This window comes from Micromonospora echinofusca, from assembly GCF_900091445.1.
Taxonomy (GTDB): Bacteria; Actinomycetota; Actinomycetes; order Mycobacteriales; family Micromonosporaceae; genus Micromonospora; species Micromonospora echinofusca.
The window spans coordinates 4,068,199-4,093,911 of the sequence record NZ_LT607733.1 but is presented as its reverse complement, the minus strand read 5'-3'; the positions used below and the strand labels follow the sequence as shown (position 1 = coordinate 4,093,911).

Sequence of the window (25,713 nt, the reverse complement as noted above, 5' to 3'; positions counted from 1 at the left end):
GCCCGACACACAGGGAGTTCACCTTGGCTCGGCACGGACTGCACCGCCTCACCCGGCACCCCGGCCCGCGACGCAAGGCCGTCGTCCTCGGCGTGGCCGGGGCCACGGTGGTGGTCGGCATCGCGGCCACCACCATGCCGCTGCTGGCCGCCGACGACCTGTCGATCCGGGCGACCGCCGACACCACGGCGACCATGGTGACGCAGGACGGCGACAACGGGGCGAAGACGACGCTGGCGACCTGCGCGACCCGCTGCGACGGCAACCCCCGGGGCGGCCGGGAGGCGGTCGTCCAGTTCGCCGTGACCACCCTGCCGGCGACGGCGGTCAACGTGCGGGCCACGCTGCGGGTGCACGCGTGGCAGGAGTTCGCGGCGACCGTGAGCGCGCACTCCAGCGTGGTGGACGCCCGCGCGGCCCGGCCGACACCGGCGCTGCCGGGGGCGGCCCTGGACACCGTCTCGAAGGTGGCGAAGGGCTTCAACGAGTGGGACGTCTCGGCCCTGGTGAAGGGCAACGGCACCTGGACGGTGTCGCTGGCGCAGACCGGCCTCGAGACGAGGATCTACTGGGCGTCGACGGAGAACCGCAACCCCGACCTGCGGCCGCGCCTGGAGATCAGCTACGACGTCGGCACCCGACCCACCCCGGTGGTGACCAGCGCCGCTCCGTCGCCGAGCCGGACGGTCGCGCCCAGCCCCACGCCGAGGCCGACGCCCAGCACGAGCCCCACCCGCGCCACCCCGAGCCCGTCGGCGAGCCCGTCGGGCGGGACGGATCGGTGCGGCGCGGTGTCGAGCAGGCTGGTGCCCTCCTGCGGCGCCTGGTGGGGGATGTACTCCCCGTCGAGCGCCGGCGACGGGTGGGACCACGGCGCGGCGGTCGCCGAGGTGGAGGCGCAGGTCGGGCGGAAGTTCGACATCGTGCACCGCTACCACGACTTCTCCAACGCCGGCAGCAACGGCGCCTTCCCCGACGCCTACCAGCGGCAGCAGATGCGCGAGGGTCGGCTGATGTTCTTCGCCTGGGAGTCGCGGATCTTCTCCTCCGGCACGGTGCTGACCTGGCAGGACGTCTACAGTGGCCGCTACGACGCCACCATCGACGCGGTCGCCGGGCGGATCCGCGACACCGGCGTGCCGGTGTTCATGGGCTTCGACCACGAGCCGGAGGACGAGCCGGCCAAGGGCAGCGACGCCGACTTCGTCCGCGCCTGGCGGCACGTGCACGACCGGTTCGCCGCGGCGGGCGCCGACAACGCGGTCTGGGTGTGGACGATGATGGGCTGGTCGGGCCACTACGACCGCTACACCGGCCTCTACCCGGGTGACCGGTACGTCGACTGGGTCGGCTACGACCCGTACAACTTCCACGTCTGCAACGGCAGCAAGGTCTGGAAGAGCCCGGCCACCACGATCGGCGGCTTCTACCGCTGGCTGGACGAGAACCGTCTCGGGGTCGGCAAGCCGCGGATGCTCGCGGAGTTCGGCACCAACTTCGACGCGGCCGACCCGGACGCGAAGCGGCGCTGGTTCGAGGAGTTCCCGGCGGCGCTCAAGGCGCACCCGAAGATCAAGGCGGCGATCTACTTCAACTCCCCGGGGATGACCCGCCGGTCGAGCACCTGCGACATGACCATGAACCACGACGCCTCGTCGGTGGCGGGCTTCGCCCGCGCCGGGCGCGACAGCTACCTGAGGCAGCCCACCGGGGGCGCCCGCTGACGTCACGCGTTCACAATCTGACCGGGAGTGATACGGGCGAGTCGGACATCCGACCTGCTGTGTGCGGTGTCATGTTGCCGATGCAGTGACCGCCCAATCGGCGGATATCGCCAGACAGGGTCGACCAGGCACGCTACGCGGGTTCTCTCCCGACATGGAGGCGTAGCGTGCCCGACATCCCGCTCTCTCGGCGATCCGCCGGATTCCGCACCCGGACGGCGGTGATCGCCCTCGTGACCGCCGCCGCCGTGCTGGCCGTCCCGACCGGGACGTCCGCCGCCCTGGTGCCGGCGCCCGAACCGGCGACCCTGGTCTCGGCCAACCCGGCCGACGCCACACCGCACGCCAGGGACGGCGAGACCCGCGCCTTCGCGCAGGTCGGCTCCACGGTGTTCGTCGGCGGCAGCTTCACCCAGATCCGGCAGACCGCCAGCGCGGCGTGGACCACCCAGCGCTACCTCTTCGCGTACGACCGGGCCACCGGCACCATCTCCACCAGCTTCCTGCCGGTGCTGGACGGCGCGGTCAACACGCTGGTCGCCGGGCCCGGCGGCACGCTGATCGTCGGCGGCACCTTCAAGAACGTCAACGGCGTCTCCCGCAAGAACCTGGTGGCGCTCGACCCCGCCACCGGCGAGATCGTCGACAGCTGGGTCGGCCGCTCCGACGGCGGCACCGTGCGCGACCTGGCGCTGCACGGCAACTGGCTCTACGTGGCCGGGGCGTTCAACTGGCTCAACGGCACCGCGCACGCCGGGCTCGGCCGGCTCAACGCCACGACCGGCGCGATCGACCCGACCTTCAACGTCAACGCCACCGTCGGGCGTCACCAGACCACCTCGTACGTGTGGACCATCGACGTCTCCCCGGACGGCGGCACCCTGGCCGTCGGCGGCAACTTCACGCTCGTCAACGACCTGCCGCGCAACCAGATGGCGTTGGTCGACGTCACCGGCACCCCGACGGTGCTGGACTGGAGCACGGAGAAGTTCGTGCCGCCGTGCGCGTCGCCGGCGACCTTCGTGCACTACGTGCAGGACGTCAAGTTCGGCGGCGACGGCAGCTGGTTCGTCGTCGGCACCAACGGCGGCTCGGGCTGGCCGGCCGCCTACTGCGACGCGCTGGTGCGCTTCGAGACCGCCGCCCGGGGCGCCGGGCAGCTCGGCACCTGGGTCGACTACACCGGCAACGACACCATCACCTCCGTCGAGGTCGCCGACAACGTCATCTACCTCGGCGGGCACTTCCGCTGGCTGAACAACCCGAACGCCAGCGACACCGCCGGCAAGGGCGCGATCGACCGGCTCGGCATCGCGGCGGTCACCCCGGCCACCGGCATGCCGGTCAACTGGAACCCCCGCCGCAGCGGCAGCGCGTCGATGCCGGCCGGCACCAGCAACTGGGGCTCCTCCGTGCCGGTGCTCTGGCGCGGCAGCGACGGGCTCTACTTCGGCCACAACTCCGACGGCATGGGCAACGAGTACCACGGCCGGCTCGGGATGTTCCCGCTGACCGGCGGGCGCACCATCACCCCGAAGAACGCGCCGACCTCGGCCACCGGCAACCTCTACGTCGGCACCGGCGCGGGCGAGCTGGCCAAGGTGCCGTTCGACGGGGCCAGCCTGGGCACCCCGACCACGGTCAGCCAGCCCAACTACACGGCGGCCGGCGCGACCTGGCGGGTGGCCGACCGGATCTACTGGTCGCACACCGTCGCCGGCACCCCCACGGGCAGCCGGATCGACATCTCGCTGTTCAACGGCGGCGCGATCGGCGCGCCGTGGGAGGCCTCCGGCTACAACGACTGGTTCAACCCGGCGCTGATGACCGGCGCGTTCTACCTCGACGGGCGCCTCTACTACACCCGCTCGGGCGCCAGCGGCCTCTACTACCGCTACTTCGAGATCGACGGCAACTACCTCGGCGCCACCGAGTTCACGCTGCCCACCACCGGGGTGACCTGGTCGACCGTGCGGGGCATGGCCTGGGTCGCCGGCCGGATCGTGTACGGTGCCACCGACGGAACGCTGCGCAGCGTGCCGTTCGACCCGACGGCCGCCCCGGCGGTCGACGGAACGACGGCGACGGTGGTCCCGGCGGCCGCCGGCGTGACGTGGTCAACGCCGTCGACCTTCTTCTCCGTGCAGTGACGGTCGACTGTTCGTAACGGAACATCGGTAGATTGTTCACGTTGGGCCGGCGACGGATCAGCCGTCGCCGGCCCGCACGACGTGGGGAGGGTCGTTGGTCGGCGCGGGTGGCAACCGCAGAGGGCTCGCGGTGCGGGCCGTCTTCGCGGTCAAGCGCGGCTGGTACACGCTGCGCTATCCCCGGCTGACGCTGGGTCGGGGCGTGGAGATCCGCGGCCGGATCCGGTTGCGCCGGGGCGTACGGGTGAGCATCGGCGACCGCACGCGGATCAACAAGCTGGTCCGCTTCGCCGGGCCCGGCGAGGTGCGGGTCGGCGCCGACTGCCTGTTGAACGCCACCTGGATCGGCACCTGGACGTCGGTCACGATCGGCGACCGGTGCCTGCTCTCGGACTGCGAGCTGCTGGACAACGACTTCCACAACCTGCCACCCGAGCAGCGGCACGACCCGCCCGTCCCGGCCACCCGCGCCCCGATCACGATCGAGGACAACGTGTGGGTCGGGGCGCACGCCCTCGTGATGAAGGGCGTGCGGATCGGCCGGGACAGTGTCGTGGGCGCCGCCACGGTCGTCCGTACGGACGTGCCGCCGCGGGTCGTGGTCGCCGGAAATCCACAACAGACGGTGAAGAAGTTCCATGACTGACGCATCCCCCGGTTCCTGGCCCTCGGACGTCCCCGCCGGTGGCGGCACACCGGGCCGCACCGTCACGCTGACCGACCTGCTGCGCGTACCGCTGCACCGCATCCGACTCGTCGGGGCCGTCGCCGCGGTCGGCCTGCTCGCCGCGATCGGCTACGTGGTGCTCGTCCCCGCCGCCGTCACCGCCAGCGCGGTCGTGGCGGTGCGTCCCGTCGTCACCGACGCGTTCACGCCCAGCGGGGCCGCCGCCGACCGGGCGGTGAACATGAACGTGGAGAGCGGCATCGCCACGGGCACCGACGTGGTGCAGCGGCTGGCCGACTCGGGCGACATGGACCCGCGCGAGGTGCGCGACGCCCTCGAGGTCGAGGTGCCCACCGGCGGGCAGATCCTGCGCTTCGTCTACCAGGCGCCCACCGCCGAGCAGGCCGTCGAGGGCGTCAACCTCGCCGCCCAGGCCTACCTGGACGTGCGCCGGACGATGTACGAGAAGCAGCGCGAGGAGATGCTGCGCTCGTACGACGAGAGCATCGCCAAGGTCGCCGCCCAACAGGCCGCCCTCCAGAAGCGGGTCAACAACGCCCGCGAGGGCACCGTCGACGCCGCGGTGACCGAGCTGACCGGCATCAACAACCAGCTCACCCAGCTCAACGCCGCCCGCACCGAGATCGCCGCCGTCGACGTCAACCCCGGCTGGGTCACCCAGAGCGCCGAGCGGGCCCTGGCCTCCACCGCCGGCAACGGCCCGCTCTACCTGCTCGCCGGCCTGCTCGGCGGGACGCTGCTCGGGGTTGTGCTCGCGTACGCCTGGGAGTCGATGGACCGGCGGATCCGGTCGGTCGACGACGGCCGGGACGCCACCGGGCTGCCGCTGCTCGGCACGGTCCGCAGCCGCCGGTGGCGCGGCGGCAAGGAGGCGGTCGACGCCGACATCCGGTACGTGGCGATGGCCATCGCCGAGCGGGTGCGCCAGCCCGCCCGGGTGTCGCTTCTGACCGCCCGGGAAGAGGACCCCACGGCCATCACCGCCGGCCTGGCGGTGGCGCTGGCCGCCGTCGGCCGGGAGGTCTTCGTCGCCGACGACAGCGGGCGCGCCGAGCGGCTGCGGACCACCGTGCTCGGTGACCGGGAGCGGCTGCCCGCCGCGGCCGACCCGTCCCGCCCGCTCGTCCCGAAGCCCCGCCCCGCCGGCTCGACGACGGAGGGCAAGAGCGACGGCACGCCGGAGCCGGCAGCGGCCCGCCGCCCGTCGCCGCACCCGATCGGCGCCCGGCCGTCCACCGACCCGGACGCCACGCTGACCCTGCCCCGCGTCACCTCGTCGGCGAGCGCCGTAAACGGCAAGGTGACCAGCACCGACCCGGTGTCCGTGGGCGCGGGCAGTGTCCGGTTCGGCACGTGGCGGCAGGGCGCCGACCACACCCTGGTGCTGTTCAACGCGCCGCCCGCCGAGTCCGACGAGCGCGGCGTCGCCGTCGCCCGGCAGGGCACGGCGGTCGTGGTGGTCGAGCAGGACCGCACCCGGCAGGGCGACCTGCGCCGGCTCGTGGAGCGGCTGCGCGCCGCTGGGGTCACCCCGCTCGGCTTCGTGTTGACCCGTAGCGGCCGAGGCTGAACCGTGCCGGTCACCCGCGCCCCGGCGACGACCGAGCCCGCCGGTGGCCCGGGCGGCGCCGCGTCGCTGCCCCTGCCGCCACCCCCGCCGCGGCTGCCGGTCTGGCCGCTGGCGTTGATGTTCGGCATGGTGCCGGTGTGGTGGCTGGCCGGCGCGTTCTACCTGGGGTGGCCGCTGCTCGGGGCGCTGCTGTTCGCGCTGCTGGTCATCCGGGGCCGCGTGCCGCTGCCCCCGGCCGCCGGGATCTGGCTGCTGTTCCTGGCCGTCGTGGTGGTCAGCGCCACCCAGTTGCAGACGCCGGCCTCGGTGCTGACGTTCGCGCTGCGGCTCGCCTTCTACCTCACCGCGCTCGTGGTCGGCGTCTACGTCTACGCGGTCGCCCGCGAGCGCCCCGACCAGGCGGCGGTCCTCGTACCGCTCTGCGCCTTCTGGTTCGCGCTGGTCGCGCTGGGCTGGCTGGGCGTGCTGGCGCCCCGCTTCGCGCTGACCACCCCGGTGGAGGTGCTGCTGCCCGGCGGGGTGGCCAACACCCCGTTCATCCAGGACATGGTCCATCTGACCACCGCTGAATACAGCGCCCGGTCGCTGAACCCGATCTACCGGCCGGCCGCGCCGTTCGCGTACACCAACAACTACGGCAGCGCGTACGCGATGACCCTGCCCTGCGTGGTGGCCTTCACCATGCTGCGGCGGCGCGGCGTGCTGCGCTGGGCGCTGCTGGCGTCGCTGCCGCTGTCGCTGGCGCCGGCCTTCCTCACGCTCAACCGGGCGATGTTCCTCAGCCTCGGCACCGGGCTGGCGGTGCTCGGCGTCCGGGCCGCCCTGCGCGGCAACGTCCGGGTGGCCGCGTCGATCGTGGGGGTGGTGGTCATCGGGGGCCTCACCACCCTGTTCATCCCGGTCACCGAGCTGATCGGCAACCGGGTGGAGTCCAGCGACACCAACACCGACCGGCTCTCCCTCTACGTCGAGGTGATCAGGCGGGTACGGGAGTCGCCCTGGCTCGGCTACGGCGCGCCGGTGAACGTCGACACCGTCAGCGCCCAGGCGCCGATCGGCACCCAGGGGCAGCTGTGGATGGTGCTGTTCAGCCACGGCGTCCCCGCGCTGCTGTGCTTCCTGGCCTGGTTCGTGGTCGCCGCGCTGATCTGCGCCCGCGCCACGTCCGCCGCCGGGCAGTGGCTGGCCGTGGTGCCGGTCGTCTGCCTGGTGCAGATCCCCTTCTACGGCATGGCCAACCAGAACCTCGCGGTCGCCTTCTTCGCGGTCGCCTTCGCGATGGCGCTCACCGAACGCGAGACCTCGGCCCGGCTCCACCGCCCCCGACCCCTGCGCCCGGAAGCGGTGCCCGCATGACCGCCACCACCCGAGGGCCGTCCGGCCCCCACCCGGTCTCCGCACCCGCCGCGTCGGGCCCGGGCGCAGCGCCGCCCGCCGACGACACGGAGACCCGGCGCAGCGTCCGCAGCGGCGTCGCCGGGCTGGTCGGCGCGGCCACCAGCGGGCTCTTCGGCTTCCTGCTCGCGGTCGTCATCACGCGCGGCTACGGCACGGTCGGCTCCGGGGCGTTCTTCGCCGCGATCGGGGTGGTCACCGTCGCCACCGCCGTGTGCACCCTCGGCGCGGAGACCGGGCTGATGTGGGCGCTGCCGCGCCGGCGCCTCGGTGCCCGGGGCGACGCCGCCCGGGTGCTCCCGGTGGCGCTGGTCCCGCCGCTGCTGGTGGCGGTGGTCGTCGCCGTGGGCGGGGTGCTCGCCGCCGACGCGCTCGCCCCGCGCCTGCTCGGCGGCTCCGGCGTCGACGGTACGGCCCTGCTGACGGTCAGCTTCGCCGCGGTGCCGGTGGTGGTGGCCATGACGCTGCTGCTCGCCGCGCTGCGCTGCGTACGCCCGATCCGGGCGTACGTCGGGGTGCAGTTCTTCCTGCTGCCGGTGGCCCGGCCGGTGCTGGTCGGCGCGGCGGCCCTGGCCGGCGGGGGTCTGCTGGCCGGCATGACCGGCTGGCTGGTGCCGGCGGCGCTCGCCCTGCTGGCGTGCCTGACGCTGGTGGCCGGCCCGCTCGGCGTCGGCCGGGGCGCGGCGCTGCGACCCGCGCCGGGCGACTGGTCGGCGTTCTGGCGCTTCGCGCTGCCCCGGGCCGCGTCGGCAGCCATCGACGCCGGCAACATGTGGGTGGGCGTGCTGCTCACGTCGGTGCTCGCCGGGCCGGCCGATGCCGGCGTCTTCGGCGCGGTCGGGCGCTACATCCTCGCCGGCCAGCTGGCCATGCAGGGGCTGCGGGTGGCGGTGTCGCCGCAGCTGTCCCGGCTGCTCGGGCGGGGCGACCGGGCCGCGGCGGCGGCCGTGCACCGGCAGTTGACCACCTGGGGGCTGGTGCTGTCCTGGCCGGTCTACCTGCTGCTGGCCGTCTTCGGGCTGGCCTTCCTTCAGCTCTTCGGGCCCGAGTTCACCGCCGGCGCCACCGCGATGACCGTGCTCGCGCTGGCCATGCTGGTCAACACCGGGGTCGGCAACGTGCAGAGCCTGCTGCTGATGGGCGGGCGCAGCGGGCTGCACCTGGCCGCCACGCTGGCCGGGCTGCTGGTCACCGTCTCGCTCGGCCTGTGGCTGATCCCGGCGCACGGCGCGACGGGGGCGGCGCTGGCCTGGGCGCTCGGCATCGCCACCGAGAACCTCACCGCCGTGGCCTGCGCCCGGGCCGTCATCGGCCAGCCCCTGGTCGACGCGGCGATGCTGCGCGCCGGGGCGGCCACCGTCGCCGGGGTCGGGGCCGCGGCGGGGATCGGGGTGCTGGCCGGCGGCCGGGGGATCGGCGGCCTGGCCGTGGCCCTGGGCGTGCTGGCCGCCGGCTGCGTCGGCTTGTTGACGTTGCCCCGGGTGCGGCACCGCATCCGGGTGACCATGGTGCAGGTCCGTGGGCGGCAGGAGGCGGCCCCGGCCGCCACCGGGCCCGCCCCGGAGGATACGAAGGGCAGGTGAGGTCGTCGTGCCGTCCATCCGAGACCGGGTGAAGCAGCTCGTACCGACCCAGGTGACGGAGCGGGTGCGCGAGTCACTCGTCGACTACGGGGTGCGGACCAGCGACCGGCGACCGCTGCCGGACTTCCTCATCATCGGCACCAAGCGGGGCGGCACCACCTCGCTGTGGAACTACCTCATCCAGCACCCGCTGGTGCCCCGGCTCTTCCCGGCCTGGAACACCAAGTCCTCGCACTACTTCGAGGAGCACTGGCGTCGCGGCGAGGCCTGGTACCGCTCGCACTTTCCCACCCAGCGTCACCGGGAGGCGCTGGAGAAGCGGCACGGCGGGCCGGTACGCGTCGGCGAGGCGGCGCCGCTCTACATGTTCCATCCCCTCGCGGCGCAGCGGGTCGCCGCGCTGATGCCGTCGGTGCGGCTCATCGTCCTGCTGCGCGACCCGGTGGAGCGGGCGTACTCGCACTGGAAGGAGCGGCGCACGCACGGCATCGAGCCGCTCGACTTCGCCGCCGCGCTGGCCGCCGAGGGCGAGCGTACGGCGGGGGAGCGGGAACGGCTGATCGCCGAGCCGGAGTACTTCAGCGAGCCGTACGACTGGTACACCTACCGGGCCCGGGGGCGCTACCTGGAGCACCTGGAACCCTGGCTGGAGCGCTTCGACCGGGAGCAGATCCTCTTCCTGCCCAGTGAGGACCTCTACCGCGACGCCCGGTCCACCTACCGCCGGACGCTGGACTTCCTCGGCCTGCCGCCGCACGACCTGCCCGACTTCAAGGTCTACAACGACCGCCGCTCGGCGCCGCTGGAGCCGGCCGTACGCGCCGAGCTGACCGAGTACTACCGCCCGTACAACGACGCGTTGCGGCAGCGGCTGGGGCTGGAACTCGACTGGCCGGACCGGGCCGCGTGACGGCGCGTACGACCGACGCCGCCGACCCCCGCTCCCGTACCGACGGGCTGGGCTGGGTCACCCGGGCCGTGTTCGGCGACGAGCGGATCGCCCTGACCGTGGGCGCCCCGCCGCCGCCCGGGCACCGTGAGGTCGCCCGGTACGCGGTCGTCCCGTCGCTCGCCCGGGCCCGGTTCCTGCTGCCGCTCGGCGCGCCCCGCGCCACGGCCGCCTCGCTGCTGGCGTACAACGCGCTGCGTCCGCCGAAGGTGCGGGCGGTGCGGGCCGCGCTCGGCGTGCTGGCGCGGGTCGGCGCCGTCGACCTGGCCCCGTTCCCCCGGCTGACGGTGTCGCTGCCCGATCCGGTCGCGGTCGACGAGGCGCTGTTGGCCGGGCGGCTGGGTGCCGCACTCGGCGCGCCGTCGGTGCTCGCGGCCTGCGGGGTCCGCCCGCCGGACCCGAACCACAAGCCCACCCTGCAACTGTTCGCCCCGGACGGCCGGGCCCTCGGCTACGCGAAGATCGGCTGGAACGGCGCCACCCGGGCGCTGGTGACCACCGAGGCGGCGGCCCTGCGCGAGCTGCCGGCGGTGACCGGCACGCCCGACCATCCGGCGGCGCCCCGCCTGCTGGCCGAGACCACGGCCGCCGGGCAGGTCGTCGCGCTGGTCGAGCCGCTGCCGCCGGACGTGCGGGGGGTGCCGGTCGACGACCCGCCGCGGATCGCGGCCCTGCTGGCCGTGGCCCGCCGGGGTGACCCGCCAGCGCCGCCGCGCCCGCTGGCGGCGTCGGCGTTCCTGGCCCGGCTCACCGCCGAGGCCGGGCGCGCCGCCGTCGGCACGCCGGACGGGGCCCGGGCGGTCGCCGCGGTCGCCGCCCTGGCCGACCGGCACGGCGGCACCGCCGTCGAGTTCGGGCACTGGCACGGCGACTGGGTGCCCTGGAACCTCGGCGTGCACGCCGGCCGCCTCGTCGCCTGGGACTGGGAGCACAGCGGGCCGGACGTGCCGCTCGGCTTCGACCTGGCGCACGACGCGTTCCAGCGGGCCCTGGTGCTGCGGGGCGAGCCGGCCGCCGTGGCGGCGCGGGCCGTCGACGCCCAGCTCGACCGGCACGGCGCCGGGCTGGGGCTCGGGTCGGCGACCGGGCGGCTGGTGGCCGACGCCTACCTGCTGGAGATGTGGTTGCGCACCTGGCGGCTGGCCGACGCCGGCGCCGGCTGGAACGCGGCGCTGCATCCCGCCCTGCTGGACGTCATCGAGAAACGACATAGCGGCTGATCCGCCGAAATCGCCGGAGCCAGCGGCGCGCCGCCGACTCCGGACGGTGACGGAGAAACTCCAGGTCGTCACGATCGTCGATGTCGGCGATCGGTACGGCGCACCAGATCCGCCACCCGCGGAGATCGACTTGTCGCCCGGTCACCCTATTTCACCAGCCGGGGGACCTGTGATCTGCTGTCGCGTGGCGACCACCGAACATCCAAGCGAACGTGTGGGGAGTCGCGTGGAAACGACAACCGAGGATGCCGGCGAGCCCGGAGTCCTGCTCCTGGTGGGCTCCAGCGGCGGTCACCTGGCCCAGCTGCTCGCCCTGCGCCCGTGGTACGAACGCTGGCGACGGTGCTGGGTCACCTTCGACACACCCGAGGCGCTGTCGCTGCTCGACGGCGAGGAACTCGTCCCGGCGCACCACCCGACCACCCGCAACGTGCCGAACCTGCTGCGCAACGCCGTCCTGGCCTGGCGGGTGCTGCGCTCGCGGCGGGTCGCCGCCGTGGTGACCACCGGCGCCGGGGTGGCCGTCCCGTTCGTGGTGCTCGCCCGGCTCCGGCGCGTGCCGACCGTCTACATCGAGGTGTACGACCGCATCGACACCCCGACCCTGACCGCCCGGCTCTGCCGGCCGTTCCTCTCCGCGATGCTCGTGCAGTGGGACGAGCAGCGCCGGCAGTACCCGGAGGCCACCGTCGTGGGGACCCTGCTGTGAACGTCGAGAGCACCGGAACCGCCCCCGCGCACCGGGTCGCCCCCGGTCGCCCCCGGCCGGCGCCCGCCAACCGGGTGCCCCGGCCCCGCGACCCCGGCGACCTCGCCCGGTCCCGGCTGCTGGTCGCCGTCGGCACCGACAAGCACCCGTTCGACCGGCTGGTCGGCTGGCTGGCGGAGTGGCACCCCACGGTCGGCGAGAACGTCGAGCTGACCGTCCAGCACGGACACACCCGGGCCCCCGGGGTGCCCGGGGCGGTGCCCTTCCTCGGCCACGAAGAGCTGCAGGCCGCGATGGCCGAGGCCGACCTCGTGGTCTGCCACGGCGGCCCGGCCACCATCCTGGAGGCCCGCCGCCACGGCCACCTGCCGATCGTCGTGCCCCGGGACCCGACCCGGGGCGAGCACGTCGACGACCACCAGCAGCTGTTCGCCCGCCGCCTGGGCGCGGCCGGCATGGTGGCGCTCGCCGAGACCCGGGAGGCGCTGTTCGAGGCGCTCACCGCCGGCCTCGCCGACCCGTCCCGGTACGCCGTCGCGGCCGACCCGGACGCGTCCGAGGCGCGCCGCGCGGCGGTCGAGCGGGTGGGGCGGATCGTGGAGGACCTGGTGGCCGCGTCGACCGGACGACGGCAGGGGACGAGGTGGCGGCCGTGGGCGCGGTCGGGCCGGAACGGAGAGCGGCGATGACCGAACACCCGAGCGTGAGCGCGGTGGTCCCCACCCGGGACCGTCCGGAGCTGCTCCGGGCCGCCGTGCGCGCCATCCTCGACCAGGACCACCCCGGCCCGGTCGAGGTGGTGGTGGTCTACGACCAGTCCGAGCCGGACGCCGCACTGGCCGAGCTGTCCCGCCCGGGCCGGCTGGTCCGGGTGATCCGCAACGAGCGCGCCCCCGGTCTGGCCGGCGCCCGCAACAGCGGCGTCCTGGCTGCCACCGGTGAGCTCGTCGCGTTCTGCGACGACGACGACGAGTGGCTGCCCGGCAAGCTGCGCGCCCAGGTCGAGGCGCTCGCCGCCCACCCCGACGCGGAGTTCGTCAGCTGCGGCATCCGGGTCAGCTACGACGGGCACACCGTCGACCGGGCGCTGCCGAAGGACTCGGTCACCCTGGCCGACCTGCTGCGCGACCGGATGACGGAGCTGCACCCGTCGACCTTCCTGATCCGCGCCGCCGCGCTGCGTGACGGGTTCGGGCTGGTCGACGAGGAGATCCCGGGCAGCTACGCGGAGGACTACGAGTTCCTGCTGCGGGCCGCCCGCAGCGCGCCGCTGGTCAACCTGCGCACGCCGTACGTGCTGGTGCGCTGGCACAAGCGGTCCTACTTCGCGCAGCGCTGGGACACCATCTCCGAGGCGTTGCAGTGGCTGCTGGAGCGCTACCCCGAGTTCGGCACGCAGCCGGCCGGCGAGGCGCGGGTCACCGGGCAGATCGCCTTCGCCCGCGCCGCGTCCGGTGACCGGCGGGGCGCGATGCGCTGGGCCCGGCACACCATCCGACGCAACCCGCGCGAGCCGCGGGCGTACCTGGCCCTCGCCGTCGCCGGGCGGATGGTCCGCGCCGACGCGGTGCTGCGCACCCTGCACAAGCGCGGCCGGGGCATCTGAGCCGGCGCCGCCCGGGGCACTGGCCGGCGTGGACCGGCCAGGCCTCGGGCGCGGGAACCCTAACGGCGGGTCGTGTCGGGGCGGCCGGTCACCCGGCGTTCGCGCCGCCCCCGGCGATCGGCCGAAGCCTGTCGCAGCTTCTCGTACCAGGCCGGAGTCGTGTCCGGATCGAAGATCCGGGCGATCACGATGTCGGTGGAGGAGTGCGCCAGGATCGACAGCACGATGGTCAACGCCACCAGGTGGAAGATCTCGTCACCGGCCGGGATGCCTGCCTGGAGCACCAGCAGGCCGTAGACCACCGAGGCGAAGCCCTTCGGCCCGAACCACATCGCGGCGAACTGCTCGGTGCGGCTCAGCCGGGAGCCGAGGAACGAGACGGCCAGCGCCACCGGACGGGCCACCACGATGGCGAGTACCGCGAACACCCAACCGGGCCAGGAGATCTCGCCGAGGAACTCGATCGAGATGAGCGCGCCGAAGACCAGCAACGCGGCGAGCTTGAACACCTCGGCGATCAGCTCGCCGAAGTGCTCGAAGCTCTCCCGCTGCCGCTCGCCGAAGGTGGCCACGGTGATGCCGGCGGCGAACGCCGCGAGGAAGAGGTTGGCGTGGGTGACCTGGCCCAGGGCCAGCACCAGCAGGCCGATCGCCACGCCGTTCAGCGGCTCGTACTGGGTGGAGGCCGAGAAGAAGCGGGTCTTCTCCAGACGCAGCGCCAACCACGGCACCCCGACCCCGATGACCACCCCCAGCAGCAGTTCCAGGCCCAGCTCGTCCAGGTGCAGGTCGTCCGAGCCGGCCGCGACGGCCAGGAACAGGATGACGAAGGGCAGCGCCAGGCCGTCGTTGATCCCGGACTCGACGTTGAGCAGGTGCCGCAGCCTGCCAGGCACCCGGTCGTTGCCGACCAGCGCCGAGGCGAACACCGGATCCGTGGGCGCGAGGACCGCCCCGAGCAGCAGCGACTCCGGCCAGCCCAGCCCGACCACGTAGTGCGCCAGCAGCGCGGTGATCAGCAGCGTCAGCGGCAGGCCCCACCCCAGCGCCCGACCGGGCAGCCGCCACGCCGAGCGCAGGTCCGCCCAGCCCACCCGCATGCCGTCGGTGAACAGCACGGTGAACAGGGCCAGTTCGGCCAGCGTCGCCACGATCGGCGAGTCGGCGGTGATGTCCAGCACGCCGGTGGTCTCCGGACCCAACAGGAAACCCACGACCAGGAAGAGCACGGCGGTGGACAGGATCGTGCGGTGGGCCAGGCTCGAGAGCAGGACCGCCAGCAGCAGGGCGGCGGCGAACGCGAAGAGCAGCACCGGGGCTCCCAGGAATCGGGGTCGACGAAGTCACTGCCGACCAGACTTCCCGGCGCACCGCGCTGATCGTACGGTTTCCCGCCGACCGTGGCGTCCGCAGGGCGGGACACGGCGGGCACCGCACGGCGGCGGCCACCGGGCGTGACAGACTGACCGCTGTGTTGCGCTGGTTGACTGCAGGGGAATCGCACGGACCCGCCCTCGTCGCGATGCTGGAGGGCGTACCCGCCGGCGTCGAGGTGACCACCGGGGAGATCGCCGGTGAGCTGGCCCGGCGCCGGCTCGGCTACGGCCGGGGTGCCCGGATGTCGTTCGAGCAGGACGAGGTCGAGGTCATCGGCGGGCTCCGGCACGGGGTGACCCTCGGCAGCCCCGTCGCGATCCGCGTCGGCAACTCCGAGTGGCCCAAGTGGCGCACGGTCATGGCGGCCGACCCCGTCGACGCGGAGGAGCTCGCCAGCCAGGCCCGCAACGCGCCGCTGACCCGCCCCCGTCCGGGCCACGCCGACCTGGCCGGCATGCAGAAGTACGGCCACACCGACGCCCGGCCGATCCTGGAACGGGCCAGCGCGCGGGAGACCGCCGCCCGCGTCGCCGTCGGCACGGTCGCCAAGGCGCTGCTTCGGCAGGCCCTCGGCGTCGAGATCGTCTCGCACGTCGTGGAGCTGGGCCCGGTCGCCGCGAAGCCCGGCCTCCGCCCGGCGCCCGCCGACGCCGAGCGCATCGACGCCGACCCCTTGCGCTGCCTCGACCCGGAGGCCAGCGCCCGGATGGTCGCCGAGGTCGACGCCGCGAAGAAGGCCGCCGACACCCTGGGCGGCGTGGTCGAGGTGCTGGCGTACGGGGTGCCGCCGGGCCTGGGCAGCCACGTGCAGTGGGACCGCAAGCTCGACGCCCGGCTCGCCACCGCACTGATGTCCATTCAGGCCATCAAGGGCGTGGAGATCGGGGACGGCTGGCAGCAGGCGCGCTCCCGGGGCTCCGAGGCGCACGACGAGATCATCCCCACCGCCACCGGCGTGCGTCGGGTCACCGACCGGGCCGGCGGGCTGGAGGGCGGCATCACCACCGGCGAGCCGCTGCGGGTGAAGGCCGCCATGAAGCCGATCTCGTCGCTGAACCGGGCCCTGGCCACCGTGGACGTCACCACGGGCGAGCCGGCCACGGCGATCAACCAGCGCTCGGACGTCTGCGCCGTGCCCGCCGCCGCCGTCGTCGCCGAGGCGATGGTGGCGCTGGTGCTGGCCGAGGCCGCCACCGAGAAGTTCGGCGGCGACTCGGTCGCCGAGATCCGCCGCAACCTGGCCGGCTACCTCGACGCGCTGGTGATCCGGTGAGCGCGCGACGGCGGGCGGGGCGCACGGTCGGCCGGCGGTGCCGCTGATGGCGCCGGTCTGCGTACTGGTCGGGGCGCCCGGCTCCGGCAAGACCACCGTCGGGCTGCTGGTGGCGGAGCTGCTCGGCGTGGAGTTCCGCGACACCGACCTCGACATCGTGCGGCTGGCCGGCAAGCCGATCCCCGAGATCTTCATCGACGAGGGCGAGGAGCACTTCCGTACCCTCGAACGGGCGGCGGTGGCGGCGGGCCTGGCCTCGTGCGAGGGCGTGCTCGCCCTCGGCGGCGGCGCGGTCCTCGCCGAGGAGAACCGCGCCGCCCTGGTCGGGCACCCCGTGGTGTACCTCTCCGTCGAGCTGTCGGACGCGGTGAAGCGGGTCGGGCTCGGCGCGGGCCGCCCACTGCTGGCGATCAACCCGCGGGCGACGCTGAAGTACCTGCTGGATCAGCGCCGCCCGCTCTACGCCGAGGTGGCCACCGCCACGGTCGTCACCGACGGGCGGGAACCGGCGGAGATCGCCGCCGAGATCGCCGCGCTGCTCAATCGCTGACGGCGGCCGTCAGTCGCGGGCGATCCGGTCGAGCACGTCGGCCAGGCCCTTCGGCTCGCTGAGCATCGGCCAGTGGCCGGTGGGCAGCGCGTACAGCCGGCCGCCGGCCAGCCCGGCGAAGAACGGGTGGCCCTGCGCGATCATGTCCTCGACCACCTCGAGCGGGAAGGTGCTCGCCACCAGGGCCGTCGGCACCGCGCGCCCACCCGTGCGGCGGACCGGGTCGGTGGCGGCGCGCAGTGGGTGGGCGGTGGCCCGCCGCCGCAGCAGCGCGAGCGCGGCGGGGTCCAGCCCGGCCAGGTTCTGCGGGTCCTGGGCCGGGTCGAACGCGGGCGGCGGCAGCAGGTGCCCGTCGCCGATCTCGACGCGCAGCCGCTCCTGCTCCTCGGGCGGGTTGCTGTCGAACTGCGACATGCCGTCGGGCATCGGCCCGCTCTCCACGTAGACCACCCGGGCGATCCGCTCTCCGACGCGGTCCGCCGCCTGGGTCACCGGCAGCCCGCCGCCGGAGTGGCCCACCAGCACGACGTCGTGCAGGTCCTCCACCTCGATCAGCCGGACGATGTCGGTCGTGTGTGTCTCCAGGCCGACCTCCGGGCCGGCGAGGTGGGCACGCTCGGCCACCCCGGTCAGCGTCACCGGGTGGACCTCGTGGCCCTGCCCGCGCAGCGCCGCGGTCACGTCGCGCCACGCCCAACCGCCCAGCCAGAACCCCGGCACCAGTACGAACGTCGCCATCACGGCCTCCCTCTCTCGTCGTCCGCGACCACCGTACGATCGAATCCGGACGCTTTCCGCCCGCTTTCGAAGGAGTGGTCCGTGTCGCATCCCGCCGCCCGGGTGCTCGGCATGCTCGAACTGCTCCAGAGCCACCACCGGCTCACCGGGGCGGAGCTGGCCCGCCGGCTGGGGGTGGACGGGCGCACGGTGCGCCGCTACGCCGCGACCCTGGCCGAGCTGGGCATCCCGGTCGCCGCCGAGCGGGGCCGCCACGGCGGCTACCGGCTGAGTCCCGGCTACAAGCTGCCGCCGCTGATGCTCACCGACGACGAGGCCGTCGCCGTGCTGCTCGGTCTGGTCGCCGCCGAGCGGCTCGGGCTGGGCACCGAGGAGCCGGCGACCGCGACCGCGCTGGCCAAGATCCGCAGGGTGCTCCCGCCCACGCTGGGTGACCGCCTCGCGGCGGTGCAGGAGCACCTCGGCTTCACCCTGCGGCGATCGGCGCCGCAGGCCCGGCCGGCGACCGGGACGCTGCTCACCCTCGGCGCCGCCGCCCGGCACCGGAGCCGGGTACGGCTGGAGCACCGTTCCTCCTCCGGCGCGGTCACCCGCCGGGAGCTCGACCCGTACGGGCTGGTCTTCCACTCCGGCCGCTGGTACGTCACGGGCCACGACCACCTGCGCGGGGAGGTGCGCACGTTCCGGCTGGACCGGATGGGGGAGGTGCTGCCGGGGGAGGAGACCTTCACCGTCCCCGGCGGCTTCGACCCGGTCGCCCAGGTGACCCGATCGCTGGCCCGCGTCCCGTACGCCCACGACGTCGAGGTGCTGCTGGAGGCCGACCTGGCCGCCGCCCGACGCCGCCTACCGCCCACCGTGGCCGAACTGAGCGCGACCGACGGCGGCGTGCTGCTGCGCGCCCGCGCGGAGAACCTGGCCGGGATGGCCCAGATGCTCGCGGGGCTGGGCTGGCCGTTCACCGTCGTAGGCCCCGAGGCGCTGCGCGCCGAGGTCGCCGCGCACGCCCGGAGTCTGGCCGCCTGGGCGGCCCGCGTGCCCGGGTGATTCCGCCCGGAGGGCGGCCCGCGCGGCCCTGCCCGGGCACGCGATCGGGTGGCCACGAAGTGGACAGTTCCCGCCGGCGATCGGGCGGCTGCACTAGGCTGCCGGCGATGGACGAGGTGACCCGGATCCCGGTCGGCGGCGAGCGCCCGTACGACGTGCTGGTGGGACGCGACCTGCTCGACGCGCTGCCCGGGCTGCTGCCGGACGCGACGCGGGTGGCGGTGCTGCACGCGCACCCGCTGAAGGAACTGGCCGACGCGATCGGTGGGCGGCTGCGCGCGACCGGCGTCACGCCGCTGCTGATCGAGGTGCCGGACGCCGAGGCGGGCAAGCGCATCGACGTCGCGGCGACCTGCTGGGACCGGCTGGGAGAGGCCGGGTTCACCCGTACCGACGCGGTGGTGGGCGTCGGCGGCGGCGCGGTGACCGACCTGGCCGGCTTCGTCGCGGCCTGCTGGCTGCGGGGGGTGCGCTGGGTGCCGGTGGCGACGTCGCTGCTGGGCATGGTCGACGCGGCGGTGGGCGGCAAGACCGGGATCAACACCGCCGCCGGCAAGAACCTGGTGGGGGCGTTCCACCCGCCGGTCGGCGTCCTCGCCGACCTGGCGACGCTGGACAGCCTCCCGCCGGCCGACCTGACCGCGGGCCTGGCCGAGGTGGTCAAGTGCGGCTTCATCGCCGACCCGGTGATTCTCGACCTGGTGGAACGGGACCGGGCGGCGGCCACCGACCCGGCGGGCCCGGTGACCCGTGAGCTGATCGAACGTGCGATCCGGGTGAAGTCCGACGTGGTCTCGGGCGACCTGCGCGAGTCGGGCGTACGGGAGGTGCTCAACTACGGCCACACCCTGGCCCACGCCATCGAGAAGGCGGAGGGCTACCGCTGGCGGCACGGCCACGCGGTGTCGGTCGGCCTCGTCTACGCCGGTGAGCTGGCCCGGCTGGCCGGCCGGCTGGACGCCCCCACCGCCGAGCGGCACCGGCGGGTCGTGGCGGCGCTCGGCCTGCCCACCGGCTATCCGGCGGGGGCCTGGCCGGGGTTGCTGGCCACGATGCGGGTGGACAAGAAGACCCGGGGCAACCAGCTGCGCTTCGTGGTGCTGGAGGGGCTGGCCCGGCCCGCGATCCTGGAGGGGCCGGACGACGAGCTGCTGGAGGCGGCCTACCGCCAGGTGGCCGCGTGAAGGTCTACGTGCTCAACGGCCCCAACCTCGGCCGGCTCGGCATCCGGCAGCCGGACGTCTACGGGGCGACCAGCTACGCGGACCTGGTGACGCTCTGCGAATCGACCGGGCGGGAACTCGGCCTGGACGTGACGGTCCGGCAGACCGACGCCGAGCACGAGCTGCTGGGCTGGCTGCACGCCGCCGCCGACGAGGGCGCCGCCGTGGTGCTCAATCCCGCCGCCTGGTCGCACTACTCGTACGCGGTCCGGGACGCCTGCGCCATGCTGCGCGGGCCGCTGGTCGAGGTGCACATCTCCAACATCCACGCCCGCGAGGATTTCCGGCACCACTCGGTGGTGTCGGCCGTGGCCACCGGGGTGATCTGCGGACTCGGGGTGGACGGCTACCGCCTGGCCCTGCACCACCTGGCCGCCCGCAGCGCCTGACGCCCCGCCCCGCCGCCTGTCCACCGCGTGCGAAGGCGAGTGCTGCGCGCGAGCCGCGGGCCCTGCGGGAGCGGCGATTCGGTAACTGCGGCGACTGTGCAACGGCGACCCAGGGCACCGGCCGTGCAACGGCGTCCAGATCGGCTGCCGCGGAACGGTGGCTCAGGGTGGCGCTCCCCCTTGAGACGGCGGTCGCGGGACGGCGGCCGTGGGTGCCGCCGCCGTCACCTGGGCCTGTCTGCCGCCAGGGCGACTGCGCCGCGCGGCTGCCAATGACACTGAGTCACACCCCTCTGCGCTACCCACTGTAGTTGTCCGGACGCCTCACCCATCCTGCCCTTCAGACGCTTTGCTCTGCATACGAATTCGCACCATCGGATTGACCTGCGGTTTTCCTGTCGTCAGGGAAATCGTCGCCAGCTCGGAATGTCACCGACGGTTAGTGGTGCGTCGGTGGCTGCAGAGCAAAGGGCGGGAGTGGTCATCCCCTCAAGGGGGTGGGCGGATGCGGAGGGTGACGCCCCGGCGTGTGCTGTCGCCGCGGGAACCGCGTTGCCGGCCCACCGGGGAGCGCCGGGGCAGCGGCGCGACGCCTCGCGGGCGGGTGGCGGCGCGCAGTGTGCAGGTGGGAGCGCCGCGTCCGGCGGGGGAGCGGGGGCGGTGTCGGGCGGCATCGAGCGGGGCGCGGGCAGCGCCGGGCAGCGGCGTTCGGCGCAACTAGTAGACTTGCCAGGTCTGTCCGCCAATTGATGATCAAGGCAGGAAATGGCCACCACCAACGACCTGAAGAACGGCCTGGTACTCAACCTCGACGGAGAGCTTTGGGCCGTCGTCGAGTTCCAGCACGTCAAGCCCGGTAAGGGTGGTGCGTTCGTGCGTACCACGCTGAAGAACGTGCTGTCCGGCAAGGTGGTCGACAAGACCTTCAACGCGGGCACCAAGGTCGAGACCGCGACCGTGGACAAGCGCACCATGCAGTACCTCTACGCCGACGGCGAGGACTACGTCTTCATGGATCTGGAGACGTTCGACCAGATCACCGTGCCGAACGCCACGGTCGGCGACGCGGCGAACTACCTGCTGCCCGAGGCCGAGGCGACCGTGGCCACCCACGAAGGTGTGCCGCTCTACATCGAGCTGCCCACCAGCGTCGTGCTGGAGGTCACCTACACCGAGCCGGGCCTGCAGGGCGACCGGTCGACCGGCGGCAACAAGCCGGCCACCGTCGAGACCGGCGCGACCGTGCAGGTGCCGCTCTTCGTCACCACCGGCGAGAAGATCAAGGTCGACACCCGCGACGGCCGTTACCTCGGCCGCGCCTGATGGCCGAGGGTCCCAAGCAGCAGATGCCAGCGCGCCGCAAGGCGCGCAAGCGGGCGCTGGACGTGCTCTTCGAGGCCGACCTGCGGGACCGCCCGCCGGTCGAGGTGCTCGCCGGCTACATCGAGCGGATCGAGAAGCCCCGACCCGAGCACCTGGGATACGCGGTGAGCCTGGTCGAGGGCGTCGCCGCCCACCTCGACCGGATCGACGAGGTGATCGCGAGCTACGCCGAGGGGTGGACGCTGGACCGCATGCCGGCGGTCGACCGTAACCTCGCCCGGATCGCGGTCTACGAGTTGCTCTACGTCGACGAGATCGACGACGCGGTGGCCATCAGTGAGGCCGTCGAGCTGGCCCGGCAGATGTCGACCGACGACTCGCCGCGCTTCCTCAACGGCATCCTCGGCCGTATCGCCGAGTACGCCACGCGCTGACGCGGCGCACGTCACACGCCGACGTGCGTCACACCCTGCGGGTGACGGCGGCGCGGGTGCGGACGGGGAACGCGACACGTACGACAGAAAGGGCCCGTGCCGGACGGCACGGGCCCTTTCGCGTGGTCGCGGTCAGCTGGCGAAGAACGCCCGCGGGTCGGCGACCAGCACACCGTGCTCGGTGAGCCGCTCGATCAGCCCGGACGGCGAGGCGTCGTAGACGATCGCGAGCGCGCGCAGGTCGTCGGCGCGGATGGAGAGCACGCGGCCGTTGTAGTCGCCGCGCTGCTGCTGGATGGCCCGCGCGTACCGGGCGACGTAGGCCAGGTCCTCGGAGGCCTCGTCGTAGAGCCGCTCCAGGTCGAGGACGATCTTGCTGGTGGGCTCGTGGCGAACCCCGCTGCCGTCGGGCAGCAGCTCCGAGACGGGGACACGGTAGAAGTCGGCCAGCTCCGCCAGGCGCGACACCGTGACGGCGCGGTCGCCGCGCTCGTAGGAGCCGACCACCACCGCCTTCCACCGCCCGTTCGACTTCTCCTCCACACCCTGCAGGGAGAGGCCCTGCTGCTGGCGGATGGAGCGCAGGCGGGCGCCCAGAGACTTGGCGTATTCAGAGGGCATTAAACACTCCCAGTGCTGCTCGGGGTTCTCCCAGCGATCGCTACGGAGCGTGACGGTACGGGGATTGGCACAACTGGTCAAGTGGTCGTGACCTTACCGTTGGGATCACCGGGGGAGTTGTCCCCATTTCGCCGGGCTGACCAGGGGGTCAGTGGCCGGCGGCGCTCAGCGCGGTGACCACTGGTAACGTGGCGTGAAGCCCCGGTCCGGGCCGCTCGCGTCCCGGTACCGGCATCCGACGTCCTTTAACGACCCGTCCCGTGAGGCGGGGAAGGAGGTCCGCCGTGGCCTACCCACCGGCTGCCCAGTTGCCGCCGCCGCGACAACCCTCGGTGAAGGTGATCCTCGCCAGCGCCGACGTCCAGCGCGTGGTCGACCGCATCGCCCACCAGATCCTGGAGAAGACCCAGGGCGCCGAGAACACGGTGCTGCTGGGCATCCCCACCCGGGGCGCCCCCCTCGCGAGGCGGCTCGCCGCCCGGATCAGCACCTTCGAGGACGTGACCGTCCCGGTGGGCGTGCTCGACATCACCCTCTACCGCGACGACCTGCGCCGGCACGCCACCCGCGCGGTCGGCCCGACCCAGGTGCCACCCGGTGGCATCGACGGCAAGCGGGTCGTCCTCGTCGACGACGTGCTCTTCTCCGGCCGCACGGTGCGGGCCGCGCTCGACGCGCTCAACGACGTCGGGCGCCCGGCGTCGGTCCAGCTCGCGGTCCTGGTCGACCGCGGCCACCGCGAGCTGCCGATCCGCGCCGACTACGTCGGCAAGAACATCCCGACGTCCCTCGCGGAGAGCGTGAAGGTCACCCTCGCGGAGACCGACGGCACCGACGAGGTCAAGTTGTACGGGGGACACCGGTGAGCGCGAGGAGTGCAGCGCAGCGGAGCCCCGCAGTCGCGAACGAAAGGCGGCAGCGCTCGTGATCCGGCACCTGCTCTCCGGCGCCGATTTGGACGCCACCACCGCCACCGAGATCCTCGACACGGCCGCCGAGATGGCCACCGTCGCCGGCCGGGAGGTCAAGAAGCTCCCCGCGCTGCGCGGACGCACCGTGGTCAACCTCTTCTACGAGGACTCCACCCGGACCCGGATCTCGTTCGAGGCGGCGGCGAAGCGGCTCAGCGCCGACGTGATCAACTTTTCGGCCAAGGGGTCCAGCGTGACCAAGGGCGAGAGCCTGAAGGACACCGCGCTGACACTTCAGGCGATGGGGGCCGACGCGGTGGTCGTCCGGCACCCCGCCTCGGGCGCCCCGCACCGGCTGGCGGACTGGGTCGACGGCTCGGTGGTCAACGCCGGCGACGGCACCCACGAGCACCCCACCCAGGCGCTGCTCGACGCGTACACGATGCGCTCCCGGCTGGGGCGGCTGGCCGGCCTGTCGGTCGCGGTGGTCGGGGACGTCCTGCACAGCCGGGTGGCCCGCTCCAACGTCCTGCTGTTGTCCACGCTCGGCGCGAAGGTGACCCTGGTCGGGCCGCCGACGCTGATCCCCGTGCACATCGCGCAGGCCCTCGCGCCCGGCACCGACGTCTCCTACGACCTCGACGCGGTGCTGCCGCAGTCGGACGTGGTGATGATGCTGCGGGTGCAGCGCGAGCGGATGAACGACTCCTACTTCCCGTCCGCCCGCGAGTACGCCCGCCGCTACGGCCTGGACGGCCCGCGGATGCGCCGGCTGCCCGAGCACGCGATCGTCATGCATCCCGGCCCGATGAACCGGGGGATGGAGATCACGCCCGAGGTGGCCGACTCGCCCCGCTCCACCATCGTCGAACAGGTCGCCAACGGGGTCTCCGTGCGGATGGCCGTCCTCTACCTGCTGCTCGGGGGGAACAACCGGTGAGCTCGTACCTGATCTCCAACGTCAGCGTCGTCGGCGCCGCGCCGACCGACGTGCTGATCCGCGACGGCGTCGTCGCGGCCGTCGGCGCCGGGCTGACCGCCCCGGAGGCGACCGTCGTCGACGGCACCGGGCTGGTCGCCCTGCCCGGCCTGGTCGACCTGCACACCCACCTGCGCGAGCCCGGCCGGGAGGACGCCGAGACTGTCGAGTCGGGCTCCCGGGCGGCGGCGCTCGGCGGCTACACGGCGGTCTGCGCGATGGCCAACACCTCGCCGGTGGCCGACACCGCCGGCGTGGTCGAGCAGGTCTGGCGGCTCGGCCGGGAGGCCGGGCTGGTGGACGTGCAGCCGATCGGCGCGGTCACCGTCGGCCTGGCCGGCGAGCACCTCGCCGAGCTGGGCGCGATGGCGGACTCGGCGGCCCGGGTGCGGATCTTCTCCGACGACGGGCACTGCGTGGCCGACCCGAGGCTGATGCGCCGGGCGCTGGAGTACGTGAAGGCGTTCGACGGGATCATCGCCCAGCACGCCGAGGAGCCCCGGCTCACCGAGGGCGCGCAGATGCACGAGGGCGAGGTCTCGACCCGCCTCGGCCTGACCGGCTGGCCGGCGGTCGCCGAGGAGGCGATCATCGCCCGGGACGTGCTGCTCGCCGAGCACGTCGGCAGCCGCCTGCACGTGTGCCACGTCTCCACCGCCGGCAGCGTCGAGGTGCTGCGCCAGGCCAAGGCGCGCGGCATCCGGGTCACCGCGGAGGTGACTCCGCACCACCTGCTGCTGACCGACGAGCGTGCCGAGACCTACGACCCGGTCTACAAGGTCAACCCGCCGCTGCGCACCGCGACCGACATCGCCGCGCTGCGGGCGGCCCTGGTCGACGGCGTGATCGACGTCGTCGCCACCGACCACGCCCCGCACGCCGTGGAGGACAAGGAGTGCGAGTGGGCGTACGCCCGGCCGGGCATGCTCGGCCTGGAGACGGCGCTGTCGATCGCCCTCGACGTGCTCGGCCCGCAGTGGGACCTGATCGCCGAGCGGATGTCGCGCGCCCCGGCCCGCATCGCCGGGCTGGAGGAGCACGGCCTCGACCCGGCGCCCGGCGTGCCGGCGAACCTCACCCTGGTCGACCCGGCCGCCCGCCGCACCATCGAGCCGGCGGAGCTGGCCAGCCGTAGCCGCAACACCCCGTACGCCCGCATGACGCTGCCGGGTCGCATCGTGGCGACCTTCCTGCGCGGCGAGCCGACGGTCCTGGACGGAAAGGCCCTCAAGTGATCCGAGCGAGGAGTGCAGC

The 25,713-nt window shown here is 73.8% G+C and carries 24 protein-coding genes; 21 read left to right on the top strand and 3 right to left on the bottom strand.

The features are described 5' to 3' along the window. Positions 1–23 precede the first annotated feature (23 nt). The 11 genes from GA0070610_RS31700 to GA0070610_RS17180 all read left to right on the top strand — a co-directional run bounded on the left by GA0070610_RS31700 (position 24) and on the right by GA0070610_RS17180 (position 13,594). On the top strand, positions 24–1,724 hold the full coding sequence (locus GA0070610_RS31700; RefSeq protein WP_089000984.1) for a glycosyl hydrolase: 1,701 nt from the start codon (positions 24–26) through the stop codon (positions 1,722–1,724). A gap of 221 nt (positions 1,725–1,945) precedes the next feature. Next, positions 1,946–3,874 (top strand): hypothetical protein, encoded by a 1,929-nt coding sequence (locus tag GA0070610_RS17225; RefSeq protein ID WP_089003565.1) that lies wholly within the window; start codon positions 1,946–1,948, stop codon positions 3,872–3,874. Between the two features lie 94 nt (positions 3,875–3,968). Next, a complete protein-coding gene (locus GA0070610_RS17220; protein ID WP_089000983.1) occupies positions 3,969–4,520 on the top strand; it encodes an acyltransferase in 552 nt (183 codons plus the stop codon). Next, positions 4,513–6,132 (top strand): lipopolysaccharide biosynthesis protein, encoded by a 1,620-nt coding sequence (locus GA0070610_RS17215; protein WP_089000982.1) that lies wholly within the window; start codon positions 4,513–4,515, stop codon positions 6,130–6,132. The genes GA0070610_RS17220 and GA0070610_RS17215 overlap by 8 nt, the downstream gene beginning before the upstream one ends. 117 nt (positions 6,133–6,249) lie before the next feature. After that, entirely contained in the window at positions 6,250–7,488 is a 1,239-nt protein-coding gene (locus GA0070610_RS17210; RefSeq protein ID WP_392567329.1) for an O-antigen ligase family protein, read from the top strand. Beyond that, the gene (locus GA0070610_RS17205) at positions 7,485–9,110 is read left to right on the top strand and encodes a lipopolysaccharide biosynthesis protein (RefSeq protein WP_089000980.1); all 1,626 of its coding nucleotides are present in this window, start codon (positions 7,485–7,487) and stop codon (positions 9,108–9,110) included. Before GA0070610_RS17210 ends, GA0070610_RS17205 begins: the two co-directional genes overlap by 4 nt. Before the next feature lie 7 nt (positions 9,111–9,117). Then, the gene (locus tag GA0070610_RS17200; RefSeq protein WP_089000979.1) at positions 9,118–10,020 is read left to right on the top strand and encodes a sulfotransferase domain-containing protein; all 903 of its coding nucleotides are present in this window, start codon (positions 9,118–9,120) and stop codon (positions 10,018–10,020) included. Then, positions 10,017–11,279 carry a hypothetical protein gene (locus GA0070610_RS17195; RefSeq protein WP_089000978.1) on the top strand — a complete coding sequence of 421 codons (1,263 nt, stop codon included), beginning with the start codon at positions 10,017–10,019 and terminating at the stop codon, positions 11,277–11,279. Before GA0070610_RS17200 ends, GA0070610_RS17195 begins: the two co-directional genes overlap by 4 nt. 226 nt (positions 11,280–11,505) lie before the next feature. Beyond that, positions 11,506–11,988 carry a glycosyltransferase family 28 protein gene (locus GA0070610_RS17190; protein WP_089000977.1) on the top strand — a complete coding sequence of 161 codons (483 nt, stop codon included), beginning with the start codon at positions 11,506–11,508 and terminating at the stop codon, positions 11,986–11,988. 74 nt (positions 11,989–12,062) lie between these two features. Next, positions 12,063–12,677, top strand: a complete 615-nt coding sequence (locus GA0070610_RS17185) for a glycosyltransferase (RefSeq protein WP_231926203.1) — start codon at positions 12,063–12,065, stop codon at positions 12,675–12,677. After that, positions 12,674–13,594 (top strand): glycosyltransferase family 2 protein, encoded by a 921-nt coding sequence (locus GA0070610_RS17180; RefSeq protein ID WP_089003564.1) that lies wholly within the window; start codon positions 12,674–12,676, stop codon positions 13,592–13,594. Before GA0070610_RS17185 ends, GA0070610_RS17180 begins: the two co-directional genes overlap by 4 nt. 59 nt (positions 13,595–13,653) lie before the next feature. Here GA0070610_RS17180 and GA0070610_RS17175 read toward each other — a convergent pair whose 3' ends face one another. Further along, the gene (locus tag GA0070610_RS17175; RefSeq protein ID WP_089000975.1) at positions 13,654–14,907 is read right to left on the bottom strand and encodes a cation:proton antiporter; all 1,254 of its coding nucleotides are present in this window, start codon (positions 14,905–14,907) and stop codon (positions 13,654–13,656) included. Positions 14,908–15,065: 158 nt separating this feature from the next. On the opposite strand from GA0070610_RS17175, the gene aroC reads away from it, so the two are divergent. Together aroC and GA0070610_RS17165 are read left to right on the top strand one after the other, a co-directional pair. Then, positions 15,066–16,244 carry a chorismate synthase gene (aroC, locus tag GA0070610_RS17170; RefSeq protein ID WP_089000974.1) on the top strand — a complete coding sequence of 393 codons (1,179 nt, stop codon included), beginning with the start codon at positions 15,066–15,068 and terminating at the stop codon, positions 16,242–16,244. Positions 16,245–16,290: 46 nt separating this feature from the next. Further along, on the top strand, positions 16,291–16,794 hold the full coding sequence (locus GA0070610_RS17165; RefSeq protein ID WP_089003563.1) for a shikimate kinase: 504 nt from the start codon (positions 16,291–16,293) through the stop codon (positions 16,792–16,794). A gap of 9 nt (positions 16,795–16,803) precedes the next feature. Here GA0070610_RS17165 and GA0070610_RS17160 read toward each other — a convergent pair whose 3' ends face one another. After that, entirely contained in the window at positions 16,804–17,532 is a 729-nt protein-coding gene (locus GA0070610_RS17160; RefSeq protein WP_089000973.1) for an alpha/beta fold hydrolase, read from the bottom strand. Positions 17,533–17,613: 81 nt separating this feature from the next. Between GA0070610_RS17160 and GA0070610_RS17155 the strand changes: the two genes are divergently transcribed. The 5 genes from GA0070610_RS17155 (at position 17,614) to nusB (ending at position 21,948) form a co-directional block, all read left to right on the top strand. Then, a complete protein-coding gene (locus GA0070610_RS17155; protein WP_089000972.1) occupies positions 17,614–18,579 on the top strand; it encodes a helix-turn-helix transcriptional regulator in 966 nt (321 codons plus the stop codon). A gap of 107 nt (positions 18,580–18,686) precedes the next feature. Then, the gene (gene aroB / locus GA0070610_RS17150) at positions 18,687–19,763 is read left to right on the top strand and encodes a 3-dehydroquinate synthase (protein ID WP_089000971.1); all 1,077 of its coding nucleotides are present in this window, start codon (positions 18,687–18,689) and stop codon (positions 19,761–19,763) included. Beyond that, complete coding sequence (aroQ, locus tag GA0070610_RS17145) at positions 19,760–20,191, top strand: type II 3-dehydroquinate dehydratase (protein WP_089000970.1); 432 nt, start codon at positions 19,760–19,762, stop codon at positions 20,189–20,191. The genes aroB and aroQ overlap by 4 nt, the downstream gene beginning before the upstream one ends. A gap of 765 nt (positions 20,192–20,956) precedes the next feature. Next, positions 20,957–21,514, top strand: a complete 558-nt coding sequence (gene efp / locus GA0070610_RS17140) for an elongation factor P (protein WP_089000969.1) — start codon at positions 20,957–20,959, stop codon at positions 21,512–21,514. Between the two features lie 23 nt (positions 21,515–21,537). Next, the gene (gene nusB, locus GA0070610_RS17135; protein WP_172896683.1) at positions 21,538–21,948 is read left to right on the top strand and encodes a transcription antitermination factor NusB; all 411 of its coding nucleotides are present in this window, start codon (positions 21,538–21,540) and stop codon (positions 21,946–21,948) included. Between the two features lie 132 nt (positions 21,949–22,080). On the opposite strand, the gene bldD is transcribed toward nusB, so the two are convergent. Beyond that, positions 22,081–22,569, bottom strand: coding sequence for a transcriptional regulator BldD (gene bldD, locus GA0070610_RS17130; RefSeq protein ID WP_013285505.1), 489 nt, complete (start codon positions 22,567–22,569; stop codon positions 22,081–22,083). 284 nt (positions 22,570–22,853) lie between these two features. Between bldD and pyrR the strand changes: the two genes are divergently transcribed. The 3 genes from pyrR to GA0070610_RS17115 are packed head-to-tail and all read left to right on the top strand — an operon-like array spanning position 22,854 to position 25,694. Next, on the top strand, positions 22,854–23,435 hold the full coding sequence (gene pyrR, locus GA0070610_RS17125; RefSeq protein ID WP_089000967.1) for a bifunctional pyr operon transcriptional regulator/uracil phosphoribosyltransferase PyrR: 582 nt from the start codon (positions 22,854–22,856) through the stop codon (positions 23,433–23,435). A gap of 58 nt (positions 23,436–23,493) precedes the next feature. Continuing rightward, positions 23,494–24,420: an aspartate carbamoyltransferase catalytic subunit gene (locus tag GA0070610_RS17120; protein ID WP_089000966.1), complete on the top strand. Its 927-nt coding sequence runs from the start codon at positions 23,494–23,496 to the stop codon at positions 24,418–24,420. Continuing rightward, positions 24,417–25,694: a dihydroorotase gene (locus tag GA0070610_RS17115; protein WP_089000965.1), complete on the top strand. Its 1,278-nt coding sequence runs from the start codon at positions 24,417–24,419 to the stop codon at positions 25,692–25,694. Before GA0070610_RS17120 ends, GA0070610_RS17115 begins: the two co-directional genes overlap by 4 nt. Positions 25,695–25,713: the final 19 nt, after the last annotated feature.